At 62.9% G+C, this 15,852-nt stretch carries 13 protein-coding genes; 8 read left to right on the forward strand and 5 right to left on the reverse strand.

Features of this window, described 5'->3' with window-relative positions; genetic code table 11:
- Nucleotides 1-16: 16 nt before the first annotated feature.
- Both FAY22_RS11965 and FAY22_RS11970 read left to right on the forward strand, forming a co-directional pair.
- On the forward strand, nucleotides 17-1,045 hold the full coding sequence (locus FAY22_RS11965) for a CDP-6-deoxy-delta-3,4-glucoseen reductase (RefSeq protein WP_146330417.1): 1,029 nt from the start codon (nucleotides 17-19) through the stop codon (nucleotides 1,043-1,045).
- Nucleotides 1,046-1,240: 195 nt separating this feature from the next.
- Nucleotides 1,241-2,443 carry an acetylornithine transaminase gene (locus tag FAY22_RS11970; protein ID WP_146330418.1) on the forward strand — a complete coding sequence of 401 codons (1,203 nt, stop codon included), beginning with the start codon at nucleotides 1,241-1,243 and terminating at the stop codon, nucleotides 2,441-2,443.
- Nucleotides 2,444-2,516: 73 nt separating this feature from the next.
- On the opposite strand, the gene lpdA is transcribed toward FAY22_RS11970, so the two are convergent.
- The 4 genes from lpdA to aceE form a co-directional block, all read right to left on the reverse strand.
- Nucleotides 2,517-4,298 carry a dihydrolipoyl dehydrogenase gene (gene lpdA, locus FAY22_RS11975; protein WP_146330419.1) on the reverse strand — a complete coding sequence of 594 codons (1,782 nt, stop codon included), beginning with the start codon at nucleotides 4,296-4,298 and terminating at the stop codon, nucleotides 2,517-2,519.
- A gap of 51 nt (nucleotides 4,299-4,349) precedes the next feature.
- Nucleotides 4,350-4,922, reverse strand: coding sequence for an MFS transporter (locus FAY22_RS11980; protein ID WP_146330420.1), 573 nt, complete (start codon nucleotides 4,920-4,922; stop codon nucleotides 4,350-4,352).
- Between the two features lie 93 nt (nucleotides 4,923-5,015).
- Nucleotides 5,016-6,350, reverse strand: coding sequence for a dihydrolipoyllysine-residue acetyltransferase (aceF, locus tag FAY22_RS11985; protein ID WP_146330421.1), 1,335 nt, complete (start codon nucleotides 6,348-6,350; stop codon nucleotides 5,016-5,018).
- A gap of 140 nt (nucleotides 6,351-6,490) precedes the next feature.
- Nucleotides 6,491-9,187, reverse strand: a complete 2,697-nt coding sequence (gene aceE, locus FAY22_RS11990; protein ID WP_146330422.1) for a pyruvate dehydrogenase (acetyl-transferring), homodimeric type — start codon at nucleotides 9,185-9,187, stop codon at nucleotides 6,491-6,493.
- A gap of 267 nt (nucleotides 9,188-9,454) precedes the next feature.
- Here aceE and folD point away from each other — a divergent pair, with 267 nt between their 5' ends.
- The 6 genes from folD to FAY22_RS12020 are packed head-to-tail and all read left to right on the forward strand — an operon-like array spanning nucleotide 9,455 to nucleotide 15,157.
- Entirely contained in the window at nucleotides 9,455-10,300 is an 846-nt protein-coding gene (folD, locus tag FAY22_RS11995; protein ID WP_146330423.1) for a bifunctional methylenetetrahydrofolate dehydrogenase/methenyltetrahydrofolate cyclohydrolase FolD, read from the forward strand.
- A 4-nt stretch (nucleotides 10,301-10,304) separates the two neighbouring features.
- A complete protein-coding gene (locus tag FAY22_RS12000) occupies nucleotides 10,305-12,362 on the forward strand; it encodes a M3 family metallopeptidase (protein WP_146330424.1) in 2,058 nt (685 codons plus the stop codon).
- A 20-nt stretch (nucleotides 12,363-12,382) separates the two neighbouring features.
- Nucleotides 12,383-13,015: a glutaredoxin family protein gene (locus FAY22_RS12005; RefSeq protein ID WP_146330425.1), complete on the forward strand. Its 633-nt coding sequence runs from the start codon at nucleotides 12,383-12,385 to the stop codon at nucleotides 13,013-13,015.
- Between the two features lie 10 nt (nucleotides 13,016-13,025).
- A complete protein-coding gene (locus FAY22_RS12010; protein WP_146330426.1) occupies nucleotides 13,026-13,451 on the forward strand; it encodes a DNA polymerase III subunit chi in 426 nt (141 codons plus the stop codon).
- Nucleotides 13,448-13,837 (forward strand): hypothetical protein, encoded by a 390-nt coding sequence (locus tag FAY22_RS12015; RefSeq protein ID WP_146330427.1) that lies wholly within the window; start codon nucleotides 13,448-13,450, stop codon nucleotides 13,835-13,837. The genes FAY22_RS12010 and FAY22_RS12015 overlap by 4 nt, the downstream gene beginning before the upstream one ends.
- Nucleotides 13,838-13,840: 3 nt before the next feature.
- Entirely contained in the window at nucleotides 13,841-15,157 is a 1,317-nt protein-coding gene (locus FAY22_RS12020) for a D-amino acid dehydrogenase (RefSeq protein WP_146330428.1), read from the forward strand.
- Nucleotides 15,158-15,185: 28 nt separating this feature from the next.
- On the opposite strand, the gene FAY22_RS12025 is transcribed toward FAY22_RS12020, so the two are convergent.
- A complete protein-coding gene (locus FAY22_RS12025; protein ID WP_146330429.1) occupies nucleotides 15,186-15,695 on the reverse strand; it encodes an Lrp/AsnC family transcriptional regulator in 510 nt (169 codons plus the stop codon).
- Nucleotides 15,696-15,852: the final 157 nt, after the last annotated feature.

The following is a 15,852-nucleotide window of genomic DNA, read 5'->3' on the forward strand; positions in this document are numbered from 1 at the left end:
TCATCATCGGGATTGTATGACTTTCCAAGTAACAGTTCAGCCGAGCGGCCGGCAATTCAGCTGCGAAGACGACGAAACCGTGCTGGCCGCGGCCATCCGCGCCGGCGTGGGCCTGCCCTACGGCTGCAAGAACGGCGCCTGCGGCAGCTGCAAGGGCAAGCTGCTCGAAGGCTCGGTCACGCACCGCGCGCACCAGGAAAAGGCGCTGCCGGCGGCCGACGAAGCCAAGGGTTTCTCGCTGTTCTGCTGCGCCACGCCGCATTCCGACCTCGTGATCGAGGCGCGCGAAGTGCTCGGCGTCGGCGAATTTCCGATCAAGAAGCTGCCCACGCGCGTGGCGAAGATCGACAAGGTGGCCGACGACGTGGCGGTGGTGTCGCTGCAGCTGCCGGCCAACGAGCGCCTGCAATACCGCGCCGGCCAGTACATCGAATTCATCCTGAGGGACGGCAAGCGCCGCAGCTACAGCATGGCCAATGCGCCGCACCAGGACGACTTCCTGACGCTGCACATCCGCCACATGCCCGGCGGCGTATTCACCGACCATGTGTTCAACAACCTGAAGGAGCGCGACATCCTGCGCTTCGAAGGCCCGCAAGGCACCTTCTTCCTGCGCGAGGATTCGAAAAAGCCGATGCTGCTGCTGGCTTCCGGCACCGGCTTTGCGCCGATCAAGGCGATCATCGAGCACGCCATCCACAGCAAGACCGACCGCCCGATGGTCCTGTACTGGGGCGGCCGCCGTCCGAAGGATTTGTACATGCATGCTCTGTGCGAGGAATGGGCGCGCACGCTGCCGAACTTCAGGTACGTGCCGGTCGTCTCCGATGCGCTGCCGGAAGACGGCTGGAGCGGCCGCAGCGGTTTCGTGCACCGCGCCGCAGTCGAGGATCTGCCCGACCTGTCCGGCTACCAGGTGTATGCCTGCGGCGCGCCGGTGATGGTCGATGCCGCCAAGCGCGATTTCATCGCCCAGTGCAAGCTGCCGGAAGACGAGTTCTACGCGGACGCGTTCACGACCGAAGCGGATCTGGCCAAGGCCTGAAGCCGCAAAAGTTTTTGACGCACTGCGCAAAACGTCATAATATTGATTTTATGAATGCAACAGCCAAACTCCTGCGACGCCGTTCCCCGCTGCCCCAGCCCGGGATGCCGTGCGCGTAAGAGTTTGCTGCTCAACAAGCCACAGGCCCGCCCTGTGGCTTTTTTTTTGATACCCATTTTTCCCAGGAGCCCCGAGATGGAATTCAGCCAGTACGACGTCAATGCCCTCATGCACATCACCAACCGGCCCTCGCTCGTGTTCACCGAAGGCCGCGGCATGTGGCTGACGGACAATAACGGCAAGCGCTATCTCGATTACCTGCAAGGCTGGGCAGTCAACTGCCTCGGCCATTCGCCGCAATGCATCGTCGACGCGGTCAGCGCGCAGGTCGGCAAGCTGATCAACCCGTCGCCCGCCTTCTACAACGAGCCGTCGATCGTGCTGGCCTCGATGCTGACCAAGCACTCCTGCTTCGACCGCGTCTTCTTTGCCAACAGCGGGGCGGAAGCCAACGAAGGCGCGATCAAGCTGGCGCGCAAATGGGGCAAGGTCAACAAGAACGCCGCCGGCGAAAACCGCTACGAGATCATCACCTTCAACCACGGCTTCCATGGCCGCACGCTGGCCACCATGTCGGCCTCCGGCAAGGCCGGCTGGGACACCATGTTCGCGCCGCAGGTGCCGGGCTTTTACAAGGCCGAGCTGAACGACATCGCCAGCGTCGAGAAACTCGTCACCGACAAGACGGTGGCCGTGATGCTGGAGCCGGTGCAGGGCGAAAGCGGCGTGATCCCGGCTACGCGCGAGTTCATGCAGCAGCTGCGCGCGCTGACCAAACAGCGCAACCTGCTCTTGATCGTCGACGAAGTGCAGGCCGGCATGGGCCGCACCGGCGAGCTGTTCGCCTATCAGCTCTCCAATATCGAGCCGGACGTCATGACGCTGGGTAAAGGCATCGGCGGCGGCGTTCCGCTGTCGGCCCTGCTGTGCCGCGAGGAAGTCGCCTGCTTCGAGCCGGGCGAACAGGGCGGCACCTACAACGGCAATCCGGTCATGACCGCGGCCGGCATCGCCGTGCTCACGGAACTGCTCAAGCCGGGCTTCCTGCAGGAAGTCAAGGACAAGGGCGAATACATGGCTGCCCAGTTGCGCAAGCTGTGCGTCAGGCATGGGCTGGACGGCGAACGCGGCGAAGGCTTGCTGCGCGCGCTCAAGCTTGGCAAGGATATCGGGCCGAGCATCGTCGAAGCGGCGCGCGACCTGAACCCGATCGGCCTGCTGGTCAATTCGCCGCGCCCCGACCTGCTGCGCTTCATGCCGGCGCTGAACGTGACGACCGAGGAAATCGACCACATGATCGCGATGCTGTCCGAGGTACTGACCAAGCTGGGACACTGACCCGGCGCCTGGCGGCAAAACAAAAAGGGCGGCACCAACCGGTGCCGCCCTTTTCATGTGGACTTCCGATTAATTACTTCTTGCGCGCCGGCGGCAGGTCCGTGCACACGCCTTCGAACGCTTCCGCCGCCATCCCGATCGATTCGCCCAGCGTCGGATGCGGGTGAATCGTCTTGCCGATATCGACGGCATCGGCGCCCATCTCGATAGCCAATGCGATTTCGCCGATCATGTCGCCCGCGTGGGTGCCGACGATGCCGCCGCCGACGATGCGATGCGTCTCGGCGTCGAACAACAGCTTGGTGAAGCCCTCGTCGCGGCCGTTGGCGGTCGCGCGCCCGCTCGCCGCCCACGGGAACAGGCCCTTCTCCAGCTTGATGCCCTTGGCCTTGGCTTCATCCTCGGTGATGCCGACCCACGCCACTTCCGGATCGGTATAGGCCACCGACGGGATCACGCGTGCGTCGAAGTAGGATTTCTGGCCGGCGGCGGCTTCGGCGGCGACGTGCGCCTCATGCACCGCCTTGTGTGCCAGCATCGGCTGACCGACCACGTCGCCGATTGCGAAGATGTGCGGCACGTTGGTGCGCATCTGCGCATCGACATTGATGAAGCCGCGATCGGTGACCGCCACGCCGGCACGGTCGGCGGCGATCTTCTTGCCGTTCGGGCTGCGGCCGACCGCAACCAGCACCATGTCGTACAGTTGCGGCTCGGGCGCGGTGACCGACGCATCGGCCGCTTCGAACGTAACCTTGATGCCTTCGGCCAGCGCTTCGACAGCGACCGTCTTGGTCTTGGTCATCACCTTGTCGAAACGCTTGTCGTTGAACTTTTGCCAGACCTTGACCATGTCGCGGTCCGCGCCCTGCATCAGGCCGTCCATCATCTCGACAACGTCGATGCGCGCACCCAGCGTCGAATAGACGGTCGCCATTTCCAGGCCGATGATGCCGCCGCCGATGACCAGCATGCGTTTCGGCACGGAACGCAGCTCCAGCGCGCCGGTGGAGTCGACGATCCTCGGATCTTCCGGCACGAACGGCAGCTTCACCACCGAGGAGCCGGCGGCGATGATGGCTTGCTTGAATTGAATGGTCTTCTTGCCGCCGTCGGCGGCGGTAACCTCAATGTGGTTCGGGCCGACGAACTGGCCGACGCCCTGCACCACGTTCACCTTGCGCGACTTGGCCATGCCGGCCAGGCCCGTCGTCATCTTCTTGATGACCTTTTCCTTGTATTCGCGCAGCTTGTCGATGTCGATCTGCGGCGCGCCGAAGGTCACGCCATGCGCCGCCATCGCGGCGGTCTCGTCGATCACGGCGGCCACGTGCAGCAGGGCCTTGGAAGGAATGCAGCCGACATTCAGGCACACGCCGCCCAGCGTCGCATACTTTTCGACCAGCACGGTCGCCATGCCGAGGTCGGCCGAGCGGAACGCGGCGGAGTAGCCGCCGGGGCCGGCGCCCAGCACCAGCATATCGCATTCGACATCCACCTTGCCGGCATAGCTGGCGGCAGCGGGCGCGGGAGCAGCCGGTGCCGGAGCTGCGGCCGCAGGAGTCTGGGCCGGGGCAGCGGCGGGTGCGGGTGCCGGTGCCGGTGCTGCAGCGCCTGCGCCGGCTTCCAGCATGAGCAACAGCGAGCCTTCGGAGACCTTGTCGCCGATCTTGACCTTCAGTTCCTTCACCACGCCGGCGTGGCTGGAAGGGATTTCCATGCTGGCCTTGTCCGACTCTACCGTCACCAGCGACTGATCGACGCTGATGGTGTCGCCCGGCTTGACCAGCAATTCAATGACTTCGACTTCCTTGAAGTCGCCGATGTCGGGGACCTTCACTTCAATCATGCTCATAGCTTTAGCTCCGTTCTCTCCCGCCCATGAGGGCGAGGAAGTTATTTGATGTTATTCCTTCATCGGAAAACTGAATATCCGAAACGGTCCCGATGTGCTCTTGTCGAATTCGGCTCCGGACTGCACGCCGATTTCCGCGATTTTCCGCGCGTCGTACGTGTCGTTGTCATAGACCGCGTACATCGCGCCCAATGCAAAATTGCGTCCGCTGCCGATGCCCCAGAAGCGGTCGAAGCTGAATACTTCCCGGTACGAGTACACGCCGAAGATACCGTTCGGATTGGCGATCAGCGCGGTGATCTGCGATGACTCGTAGGGATCGTCCTCGTCTTCCTTCGTGTTCAGGAAATATTTTTCCTTCAGTATTTCGTGCACTTTCGAGAACGTCTCGAACACTTCGTCGCGGCTGTTCAGCCTGCATTCTTCGCCCATGCCGGTGAGCAGCTTGCGCATCACCGGAAAGTGGGCGGCGGTGCCAGCCAGCGTCACATACGATTCCCCGACCGGGAACACCTTTTCATTCACTTCATACGCATGCGACAGGCGGGTGTCGCCGAACGTGACCAGGGAGTCCGATGCAATCGCGATTTCGTTGTTCTTCTTGACGACTACGCAAGTGGTCATTGTTGATCTCCGTAAACAAGATGGCGCTCAGGCCCGGTGAAAAGAGAAGGATTTTCTCATTTCCCGCCGGGCCGGCTCCTTCTCATGCCCGGATCACAGCAGGGTCTTGCGCATGTCGCCCAGCACTTCGGCGAGATAGACCGTAAAGCGCGCGCCCATGGCGCCATCGATCACGCGGTGGTCGTACGACAGCGACAGCGGCAGCATCAGGCGCGGCGCGAACTGCTTGCCGTCCCATACTGGCTTGATTTCCGACTTCGACAGGCCAAGGATCGCGACTTCCGGCGCGTTGATGATCGGCGTGAACGCCGTGCCGCCGATGCCGCCCAGCGAGGAAATGGTGAAGCTCGCGCCCTGCATGTCGGCCGGTTTCAGCTTGCCGTCGCGCGCCTGGGCGGACAGCTCGCCCATTTCCTGCGCGATTTGCGAGATGCCCTTCTTGTCCGCATCCTTGATGACCGGAACCACGAGGCCGTTCGGCGTATCGGCCGCGAAACCGATGTTGTAGTACTGCTTGAGGATCAGGTTCTCGCCCTTCTCATCCAGCGAGGCATTGAAGGCCGGGAATTTCTTGAGCGCCGCGACGCTTGCCTTGATCACGAACGCCAGCATGGTCAACTTGACGCCGGACTTCGCCATCGCGGCGTTGGAATCCTTGCGGAACTGTTCCAGGTCGGTGACATCGGCTTCGTCGAACTGCGTCACATGCGGGATCATCACCCAGTTGCGGTGCAGGTTCGGGCCGCTGATCTTCTTGATGCGCGACAGCGGCTGCAGCTCGGTCGGGCCGAACTTGGAGAAGTCGAGCGACGGCCACGGCAGCAGCTCGAGGCCCAGCCCGGCACCGCCCTTGCCCGCCGGCGCGGCGGCAGGCGCGGCCCCGCCGGCCATCACGCCCTTCACGAAATTCTGCACGTCTTCATGCAGGATGCGTCCTTTCGGTCCGGTGCCCTGGACGCGCGCCAGATCGACGCCGAGTTCGCGCGAGAACTTGCGCACCGATGGCGATGCATGCGCCTTGATGCCGTTGCCTTCGCGCGGCTCGAGCGCTGCGGTCGGCGCCGGCTTCGATTCTGCCGGGGTCGGGGCCGGCACGGATGCGGCGGGAGCGGGTGCCGCTGCTGCCGGTGCGGGTGCCGGTGCGGGCGCAGCAGGGGCCGACGCTGCGGGCGCCGGCGCGGCGGCCGCCCCTTCAGGCTCAATCAGCAGCAGCAAGCTGCCTTCGGACACCTTGTCGCCCACCTTGACTTTCAATTCCTTCACCACGCCGGCGTGGCTGGAAGGGATTTCCATGCTGGCCTTGTCCGACTCGACCGTGATGAGGGACTGGTCGACCTGGATCGTGTCGCCCGGCTTCACCATCAGTTCAATGACTTCGACTTCCTTGAAATCGCCGATATCCGGGACTTTGACTTCCTGCAAGCTCATAGTGTTAGCTCCGTTTATTTCCCTCCCCTTCGCAGGGGAGGGCCGGGGATGGAGGTGGAGAAGTTCCGGCTGCGTGGTCATTCCTTCAGCCGCGCGGCTCCGCCCTCGCCCGCCCCCGAATTGTTAGTGTTATTCCAGCGTTACAGCGTTACCGGATTCGGCTTGTTCGGATTGATGCCGTACTTGGCAATCGCCTGCGCCACGACGTCGGCCTTGATGGTGCCGTCTTCGGCCAGCGCCTTGAGCGCGGCGACCGTCACATAATGCCGGTCGACCTCGAAGAACTCGCGCAGCTTGGCGCGGGTGTCGGAGCGGCCGAAACCGTCGGTGCCCAGCACCTTGTAGGTGCGGCCCTTCGGCATGAAGCCGCGGACCTGCTCGGCGAAAGTGCGCATGTAGTCGCTCGACGCGATGACCGGGCCGGTCGTGCCCTGCAACAGCTTCGTCACGTGGGCGACGCGCGGCGTTTCGGTCGGGTGCAGCAGGTTCCAGCGCTCCACGTCCTGGCCGTCGCGCGCCAGCAGCGTGAACGAAGGCGCGGACCAGATGTCGGCGGCGATGCCCCAGTCGTTCTGCAACAGCGCGGCGGCTTCGATCACTTCGCGCAGGATGGTGCCGGAGCCCATCAGCTGCACACGCTGCTTGGCGGATTTATCACCCTCCTGCAGCAGATACATGCCCTTCAGGATGTCCTGTTCGGTGCCTTCCTTCAGGCCAGGATGGCTGTAGTTCTCGTTCATCACGGTGATGTAGTAGAACACGTCCTCCTGCTTTTCGACCATGCGCGTCAAGCCGTCGTGCATGATGACCGCCAGTTCATGCGCGAAGGTCGGATCGTACGGCAGGCAGTTCGGGATGGTCGAGGCCAGGATGTGGCTGTGGCCGTCCTCGTGCTGCAGGCCCTCGCCGTTCAGGGTCGTGCGTCCCGCCGTACCGCCCAGGATGAAGCCGCGCGCGCGCATGTCGCCCGCCGCCCACGCCAGGTCGCCAAAGCGCTGGAAGCCGAACATCGAGTAGTAGATATAGAACGGGATCATCACGCGGTTGCTGGACGAGTACGACGTCGCCGCGGCGATCCACGAACTCATGCCGCCCGCCTCGTTGATCCCTTCCTGCAGGATCTGGCCGGACTTGTCCTCGCGGTAGTACATCACCTGATCGCGGTCGACCGGCTCGTACAGCTGGCCTTGCTGGTTGAAGATGCCGATCTGGCGGAACAGGCCTTCCATGCCGAAGGTACGGGTTTCATCGACCAGGATCGGCACCACGCGCTTGCCGAGGTTGGGGTCGCGCAGCAGGGTCGTGATGATGCGCACGAATGCCTGGGTGGTCGAGATTTCGCGGCCTTCGGCGGTCGCGTCGAGCACCGCCTTGAACGCGGACAGTGCCGGCACCGGCAGCGTTTCGTCGGCCTTCATGCGGCGCTGCGGCAGGTAGCCGCCCAGCGCCTTGCGGCGCTCGTGCAGATACTTGATTTCCGGCGAATCATCGGCCGGCTTGAAGAACGGGATATCCGGCAGCTGCTCGTCCGACACCGGGATGCCGAAGCGGTCGCGCATCTCGCGCACGGCCTCGTCGTCGAGCTTCTTGGTCTGGTGCGCGGTATTGCGCGCCTCGCCCGACTTGCCCATGCCGAAGCCCTTGATCGTTTTCACCAGCAGCACGGTCGGCTGGCCCTTGTGCTCCTGCGCCTGCTTGAATGCGGCGTAAATCTTGTGCGGGTCGTGGCCGCCGCGGTTCAGGCGCCAGATATCGTCGTCGGACATCTTCGCCACCATTTCCAAGAGCTTCGGGTGCTTGCCGAAGAAGTGCTTGCGCACGTAGGCGCCATCCTTGGCCTTGTAGTTCTGGTATTCGCCGTCGACGGTTTCCATCATCACGCGCTGCAGGATGCCTTCCTTGTCGCGCGCCAGGAGCTCATCCCAGTAGCTGCCCCAGATGACCTTGATGACGTTCCAGCCGGCGCCGCGGAAATCGGCTTCCAGTTCCTGGATGATCTTGCCGTTGCCGCGCACCGGGCCGTCCAGTCGCTGCAGGTTGCAGTTCACCACGAACACCAGGTTGTCCAGATTTTCACGGCCGGCCATGCCGATGGCGCCCATCGATTCCGGTTCGTCCATCTCGCCGTCGCCGCAGAAGGCCCATACCTTGCGGTTGGCGGTGTCGGCGATCTGCCGCGCATGCAGGTATTTCAGGAAGCGCGCCTGGTAGATCGCCATGAGCGGTCCCAGGCCCATCGACACGGTCGGGAACTGCCAGAATTCCGGCATCAGCTTCGGGTGCGGATAGGAGGACAAGCCCTTGCCGTCCACTTCGCGGCGGAAGTTGAGCAGCTGTTCTTCCGAAATGCGGCCTTCGAGGAAGGCGCGCGCGTAGATGCCGGGCGCAGAATGGCCCTGGATGTAGAGCAGGTCGCCGCCGTGGTCTTCGCTCGGGGCGTGCCAGAAATGGTTGAAGCCGATGCCCAGCATGTTGGCCAGCGAGGCAAAACTGGAAATATGGCCGCCGAGATCGCCGTCGGCGCGGTTGGCTTTCACCACCATCGCCATCGCGTTCCAGCGCATCCAGGAGCGCAGGCGCTCTTCGTATTCCAGGTTGCCCGGGCAATGCTCGCCGAGATGGGCGGGAATGGTGTTGACGTAGGCGGTGTTGGCGGAAAACGGGATGTGGGCGCCGCGGCGGCGCGCCAGGTCGACCATGCGCTCCATCAGGTAATGGGCGCGTTCCGGGCCTTCGGTTTCAATCACGGCTTCGAGCGCGTCAAGCCACTCCTGGGTTTCCATTACATCGGGATCATTGGCGGCTTGCGCCAGAACTTGGTCGAGCTGGGCGGACATGGGTGTGTCTCCTGGTTAAGGCCCCGGACTTGATGAAGACCGGGCTGTTTTGACAAGATTTTTCCGGGATCGTGCGCGGTGAAAAGATTCTAACAGCACTCTTGCAACTTTTCAAATTACGGGATAGCGTTTCATATTGCGGGAAATACGTAGTGCAGCGCACCATGCCTTTTGTACCTGTTGCATTCCATGCGCCATCGTTTTGCAGCATGACGCAAGCGCCGACTTATAATCTTGTTTTAAACCGTACCCACCTCAACAACAACCATGTCTGCACAACTCATCAACGGAACCGAACTCTCCCAACAATTGCGCGCCGAAGTCGCCCAACGCGCCGCCGCCCTGACGGCGAAAGGCAAGCAGCCCGGCCTGGCGGTGATCCTGGTCGGCGACAATCCGGCGTCGCAGGTCTACGTGCGCAACAAGGTCAAGGCTTGCGAAGACAGCGGCATTTATTCCGTGATGGAGAAGTACGGTGCGGACATGGCGGAAGAAGCGCTGCTGGCGCGCATCGACGCGCTGAACAAGGACCCGAAAATTAACGGCATCCTGGTGCAACTTCCCTTGCCAGCCCACATCAATGCTCATAAGGTGATCGAAGCGATTGCGCCGGAAAAGGATGTCGACGGCTTCCACATCAGCAACGCCGGCCTGTTGATGACCGGCCAGCCGCTGTTCCGCCCCTGCACCCCATACGGCGTGATGAAGATGCTGGAATCGATTAACTACCCGATTCGCGGCGCCAACGCGGTCGTGGTCGGCGCTTCCAACATCGTCGGCAAGCCGCAGGCCATGCTGCTCTTGCAGGCGGGCGCGACCGTCACCATCTGCAATTCGAAGACCCGGGACCTCGGCCATCACACGCGGCAAGCCGACATCCTGGTGGTTGCGACAGGCAAGCGCAATATCGTCACCGCTGACATGATCAAGCCGGGCGCCGTCGTGATCGACGTCGGCATGAACCGCGACGACAACGGCAAGCTCTGCGGCGACGTCGACTTCGCCAATGCCCGCGAAGTCGCCGGCTACATCACCCCGGTGCCGGGCGGTGTCGGTCCGATGACGATTACCATGCTTCTCGTTAATACTATTGAGGCCGCAGAAAGAAGCTGATCCGATGACCAATCCCCTGCTTGATTTTTCCGACCTGCCGCGTTTCGACGCGATCCGCCCGGAGCATGTCACGCCGGCCATTTCCGCCCTGCTGGATGAAAACCGCGCCCTGGTTACCCGGCTGGAAGCGCCCATGCAAAACGTTAACTGGGATAACTTTGTCGAACCGCTCGACAACGCGACGGAAAAACTCGGGCGCGCCTGGGGCATCGTCGGCCACCTGAATGCGGTGGTCGACACGCCGGAGCTGCGCGCGGCCTACAACGAGAACCTGCCGAAGGTCACCGAATTCTGGACCGAGCTGGGCCAGAATCTCGCCCTGTTCGACAAGTACCGTGCGATCAAGGCCGGCGGCGAGTACATGGCACTGTCGGCGGCACGCAAGAAAATCGTCGAGAATGCGCTGCGCGACTTCCGCCTCGGCGGCGCGGAACTGCCGGACGACAAGAAAGCGCGCTTCGCCGAAATCCAGGAACAGCAAGCCGCGCTGTCGACCAAGTTCTCGGAAAACGTGCTGGACGCGACCAACGATTACGCGCTGTACGTCGACAACGAAGCCGACCTCGCCGGCCTGCCCGACGACATCAGGCAGGTGGCGCGTGCCGCGGCCGAAAAGGATGGCAAGAGCGGCTACAAGTTTACGCTGCACTTCCCGTCCTACTTCCCGATCCTGCAGTATGCCGACAAGCGCGAACTGCGCGAAACAATCTACCGCGCCAACGTGACCAAGGCTTCCGAGCTGGGTGCCAAGCCCGAATGGGACAATACGCAAAACATCGCGGACATCCTGAAACTGCGCGACGAGGAAGCCAGGCTGCTCGGCTTCAAGAGCTATGCGGAAGTTTCGCTGGTGCCGAAGATGGCTGAATCGCCGCAGCAGGTGATCGGCTTCCTCGAAGATCTGGCAAAGCGCGCACGGCCGTTCGCCGAAAACGACCTCGCCGAGTTGCGCACGTTTGCCATGAACGAGCTCGGCCTGGACCAGCTGGAAGCCTGGGACGTCACCTACGCGTCCGAAAAGCTGCGCGAAAAGCGCTACGCGTTTTCGGAACAGGAAGTGAAGCAGTACTTCCCCGAACCGAAAGTCGTCGAGGGCCTGTTCCGCGTGGTGCAGACCCTGTTCACGGTCGACATCAAGCCCGATGCCGCGCCGACCTGGCACAAGGACGTGAAATTCTTCCGCATCGAAAAGGATGGCCGCCTGGTCGGCCAGTTCTATCTCGACCTGTACGCGCGCAACGGCAAGCGCGGCGGCGCCTGGATGGACGACGCGCGCGGCCGCCGCATGACGAAGAACGGCGTGCAGACCCCGGTCGCCTACCTGACCTGCAATTTCAGCGAGCCGTCGACGGTCGACGGCAAGGCGAGGCCGGCGCTGTTCACGCATGACGAGGTGATAACGCTGTTCCACGAGTTCGGCCACGGCCTGCACCACATGCTGACCGAGGTCGAGGAACTGGGCGTATCCGGCATTTCCGGCGTGGAATGGGACGCGGTCGAACTGCCATCGCAGTTCATGGAAAACTTTTGCTGGGAATGGGATGTACTGCAGCACATGACCGCGCATGTCGACACCGGGGCGCCGCTGCCGCGCGAGCTGTTCGACAAGATGACCTCCGCCAAGAATTTCCAGTCCGGGTTGCAGACGCTGCGCCAGGTCGAGTTCGCGCTGTTCGACATGCACCTGCACTATGACTTCGATCCGTACGGCGGCAAGACCGCCCAGGATGTGCTCAACGATGTGCGGCACCGTGTGGCGGTGATGGTCCCGCCGCCGTTCAACCGCTTCCAGAATTCGTTCGGCCACATCTTCGCCGGCGGCTACGCGGCCGGCTACTACAGCTACAAGTGGGCGGAAGTCCTGTCGGCCGACGCCTACGGCGCGTTCGAGGAAGTCGGCGCGAGCGGCGGCAATATCCTGTCGGTCGAAACCGGGCGCAAGTTCCAGCGCGAAATCCTGGGCATGGGCGGCGCACGCCCGGCGCTGGAATCGTTCAAGGCCTTCCGCGGACGCGAGCCGACGATCGATGCGCTGTTGCGGCACAGCGGCATGGCGCCTTAAATCTTCAAAGGGGGGCAATAATGACACCACGGAAAGTGAGATTGGCCGCCGCGACGCTGGTGTTTTGCGCAGCCGGCGCGCAGGCGCAGCTTTACAGATGGATCGGACCGGACGGCAAGGTGACCTACAGCGACACGCCCCCACCGACATCCGCCAGACAGGTGGAAACCAAAAATATTTCCGGCGGCGGCGTCGACACGGCCAACTTTCCATATGAGCTAGCGCAGGCGGTCAAAGCCAGTCCAGTGACCTTGTATACGACAAAGAATTGCGCGCCCTGCGACGAAGGTCGCGCGCATCTGCGCGCACGCGGGATCCCGTTTGCGGAAAAAACAGTCACCACCGGCGCAGACCTGGACCAATTCCACAAGGCGGGCGGCGAAGGCCAGGAACTGCCGTTCCTGACAGTGGGCAGATCCAGGGAGCGCGGATTCTCCGCCAGCGCCTGGAACAGCGCGCTCAGCACGGCAGGCTATCCCGAAACGAACATGCTGCCCAAGAGCTACCGTGCACCGCAAGCCCAGGCTGCGGCGCCGGCGCCCCAGCCCGCCGCCAAAGCCAGCACGGCAAGCGCCGCCAAACCGGCCGAGCCGCCGCGCCCGACGGAACTGCCGCCGGCGATCGGCAACGCGCCGCCCGGATTTCGTTTTTAAGATGTAATCAATGACGCGTATCGATTTTCACAGCAACGTCCCGGACAAGCTCGGCTACGCCTGCCGCCTGGTGCGCAAGGCGCGCGCCGCAAACTGCCGCATCGTGGTACTCACGCGGGACAGTGCCGACTTGGCGGCGCTGGACCAGCAGCTATGGACTTTTTCCGAGCTGGATTTCCTGCCGCATGTGATTGCCGGCGATCCGCTGGCCGCCAGCACGCCGGTCATCCTGGCCGACAGCGACGACGCCGACCTGCCGCACCATCACGTCCTGATCAATCTGTCGGCGCGCACGCCGGCGCATTTCGCCCGCTTCGAGCGCATGTTCGAAATCATTTCGTCTGACGACGACGACAGGTTGGCCGGGCGCGAGCGCTACCGTTTTTACCAGCAGCGCGGCTATCCATTAACCCATCACGTCGCCGACCCGGCATGAACAACCCTACCCGTGAATCAGGCATTCCCGTCCTGACTGAAGTCATTGTCCCGTCCCAGGCCGCACCTGCCTCCGCGGCCGAGCCTGCGCCGCCACCCTTGGCGCAGGAGGAGGCGCAGCCGCAGCAGCAAGCCGCCGCCGAATGGGACGAGGAACGCTGGGCGCGCCTGGAGCGCGACGTGCGCGAACGCGTGCTGCACCAGGTGCTGGAGCGCATCGATTTCGTGCTGGAACAGCGGGTGCGCGACAGCTTGGCCGACGTGCTGCAACTGGCGGTCGAAAACCTCGCCGCCGAAATCCACAGCGGCCTGCATCACACCGTGAAGGATGTCGTCACCCGCGCCGTGACCCAGGAAATCTCGAAACTGCAGTCGACAAAAAAATAAGAAATGAAAGTCATCGTCTTAGGCTCAGGTATCATCGGCACCGCCTCGGCCTGGTTTCTCGCCAAGGATGGCCATGAAGTCACGGTGCTGGAACGCCAGCCCGGCCCGGCGCAGGAAACCAGCTTCGCCAACGGTTGCCAGATCTCCGTGTCGCATGCCGAGCCATGGGCCAACCCGCACGCGCCCTTCAAGGTCCTGAAGTGGCTCGGCAAGGAAGACGCCCCCCTGCTGTTTCGCCTGCGCCCCGAATGGCTGCAGTGGAAGTGGGGGTTGAGTTTCCTGCGTAACTGCACGCCCGGCCGCACCGCCTACAATATCCGCCAGATCATCGCTATCGCCGAATACAGCCGCCAGACCCTGCAGGCGGTGCGTGCCGAAACCGGCATCCAGTACGACCACCTGACGCGCGGCATCCTTCATTTCTACACCGATGCCAGGGATTTCGAAGCGTCGCAACCGGCGGCGAAACTGATGCGCGAGCTCGGCTGTGCGCGCCAGACAATCAGCGCCGATGACGTGGTGAGGGTCGAGCCGGCGCTGGCGGGAATCCGCGACAAGATCGTCGGCGGCGACTACACGGCGACCGACGAATCGGGCGACATCTACAAGTTCACCACCGGCCTGGCGCACAAGGCGCAGCAGGCCGGCGTGCAGTTCCGTTTCAATACCTCGGTCACCCGCCTGCTCACCGCAGGCGCTGGAGCGTCCGCCGCGATCAGCGGCGTCGAAGTCATCGATGCGCAAGGCCACCATAAGGTATTGCAGGCTGATGCCTTCGTGGTGGCGCTGGGCAGCTTTTCGGTGCAACTGCTGCAACCGCTTGGCATCGACCTCTTGATCTATCCGGGCAAGGGCTACTCCGCCACCTATGCCGTCACCCGGGCCGACGCCGCGCCCACCGTGTCGCTCACCGACGACGGCCACAAGCTGGTGTTCTCGCGCCTGGGCGACCGCCTGCGGGTAGCCGGCACCTGCGAGCTGAACGGCTACGGACGCGACCTCAACAGCGTGCGCTGCGATGCGATCACGCGCCGGGTGCGCGAACTGTTTCCGGACGCCTGCGACTACGACAATCCGGCATACTGGACCGGCTTGCGGCCATTGACGCCGTCGAACGTGCCCTACATCGGCAAGACGCGCTACGCCAACCTGTTCCTCAACACCGGCCACGGCACGCTCGGCTGGACCATGGGCTGCGGCTCCGGCCGCGCCATCGCCGACATCGTTTCCGGCCGCACGCCCGACGTCGATTTCGCGTTCACCGGCATGGCGCCCGCGCGCGGCGCTCCCCCCACAGCATCGCACCCGGCACGCATATAAGACTTGGCCGCAATGGCCGAACGCGCCGCTACTTCGGCACGCGCACCGTCACCTCGGGCAGCTTTTCGTCGAAGGCGACGCGCGTGGCGAACTTGGCGCGCTTCATAGGGAAGCGCGACTGGAAGTGGCGCACGTTGCCCGACCCCGAGATGACGCGCCGCACAAACTGGTAGTAGGCGTCCATGTCGATCACGTGCACCACCAGGAAGTAATCGTATTCGCCGGACACGAAGTAGCACTGCATCACCTCGGTCTCCTTCGCCATGCGCGCCTCGAAATCCTGCATGTGCTCGTCGGACTGGTTATTGAGCGACACCTCGAGGAAGGCCAGCATGCCGTAGCCCAGCGCGAACGGATCGACCAGCGCCACGTCCGCGCTGATGATGCCGGCTTCGCGCAGTTCGCGCACCCGGCGCAGGCAGGTCGGCTGCGAGATGTGCACCTTCTCCGCGAGGGTCCGGGTGGGCATCTGGTTATCCCTCTGCAGCAGATTCAACAGCTTGCGATCGACCTTGTCGAGTGCATGGAATTTAGGCATATGAAAAGCGAAAAATTTTATAAAAAAATTACAGAAAAACCTTTCCGAACGGAATTTTCTGTTGTACCGTCTGGCTATTCAGACATCTGAATAAATATAAGTAGGAAATAAGTAGGAAATAAGTAGGTAAATCACTCAACGAGTGTTGCAGTAACCC

Source organism: Noviherbaspirillum sp. UKPF54 (assembly GCF_007874125.1).
In the GTDB taxonomy this organism is placed as follows: Bacteria; Pseudomonadota; Gammaproteobacteria; order Burkholderiales; family Burkholderiaceae_D; genus Noviherbaspirillum.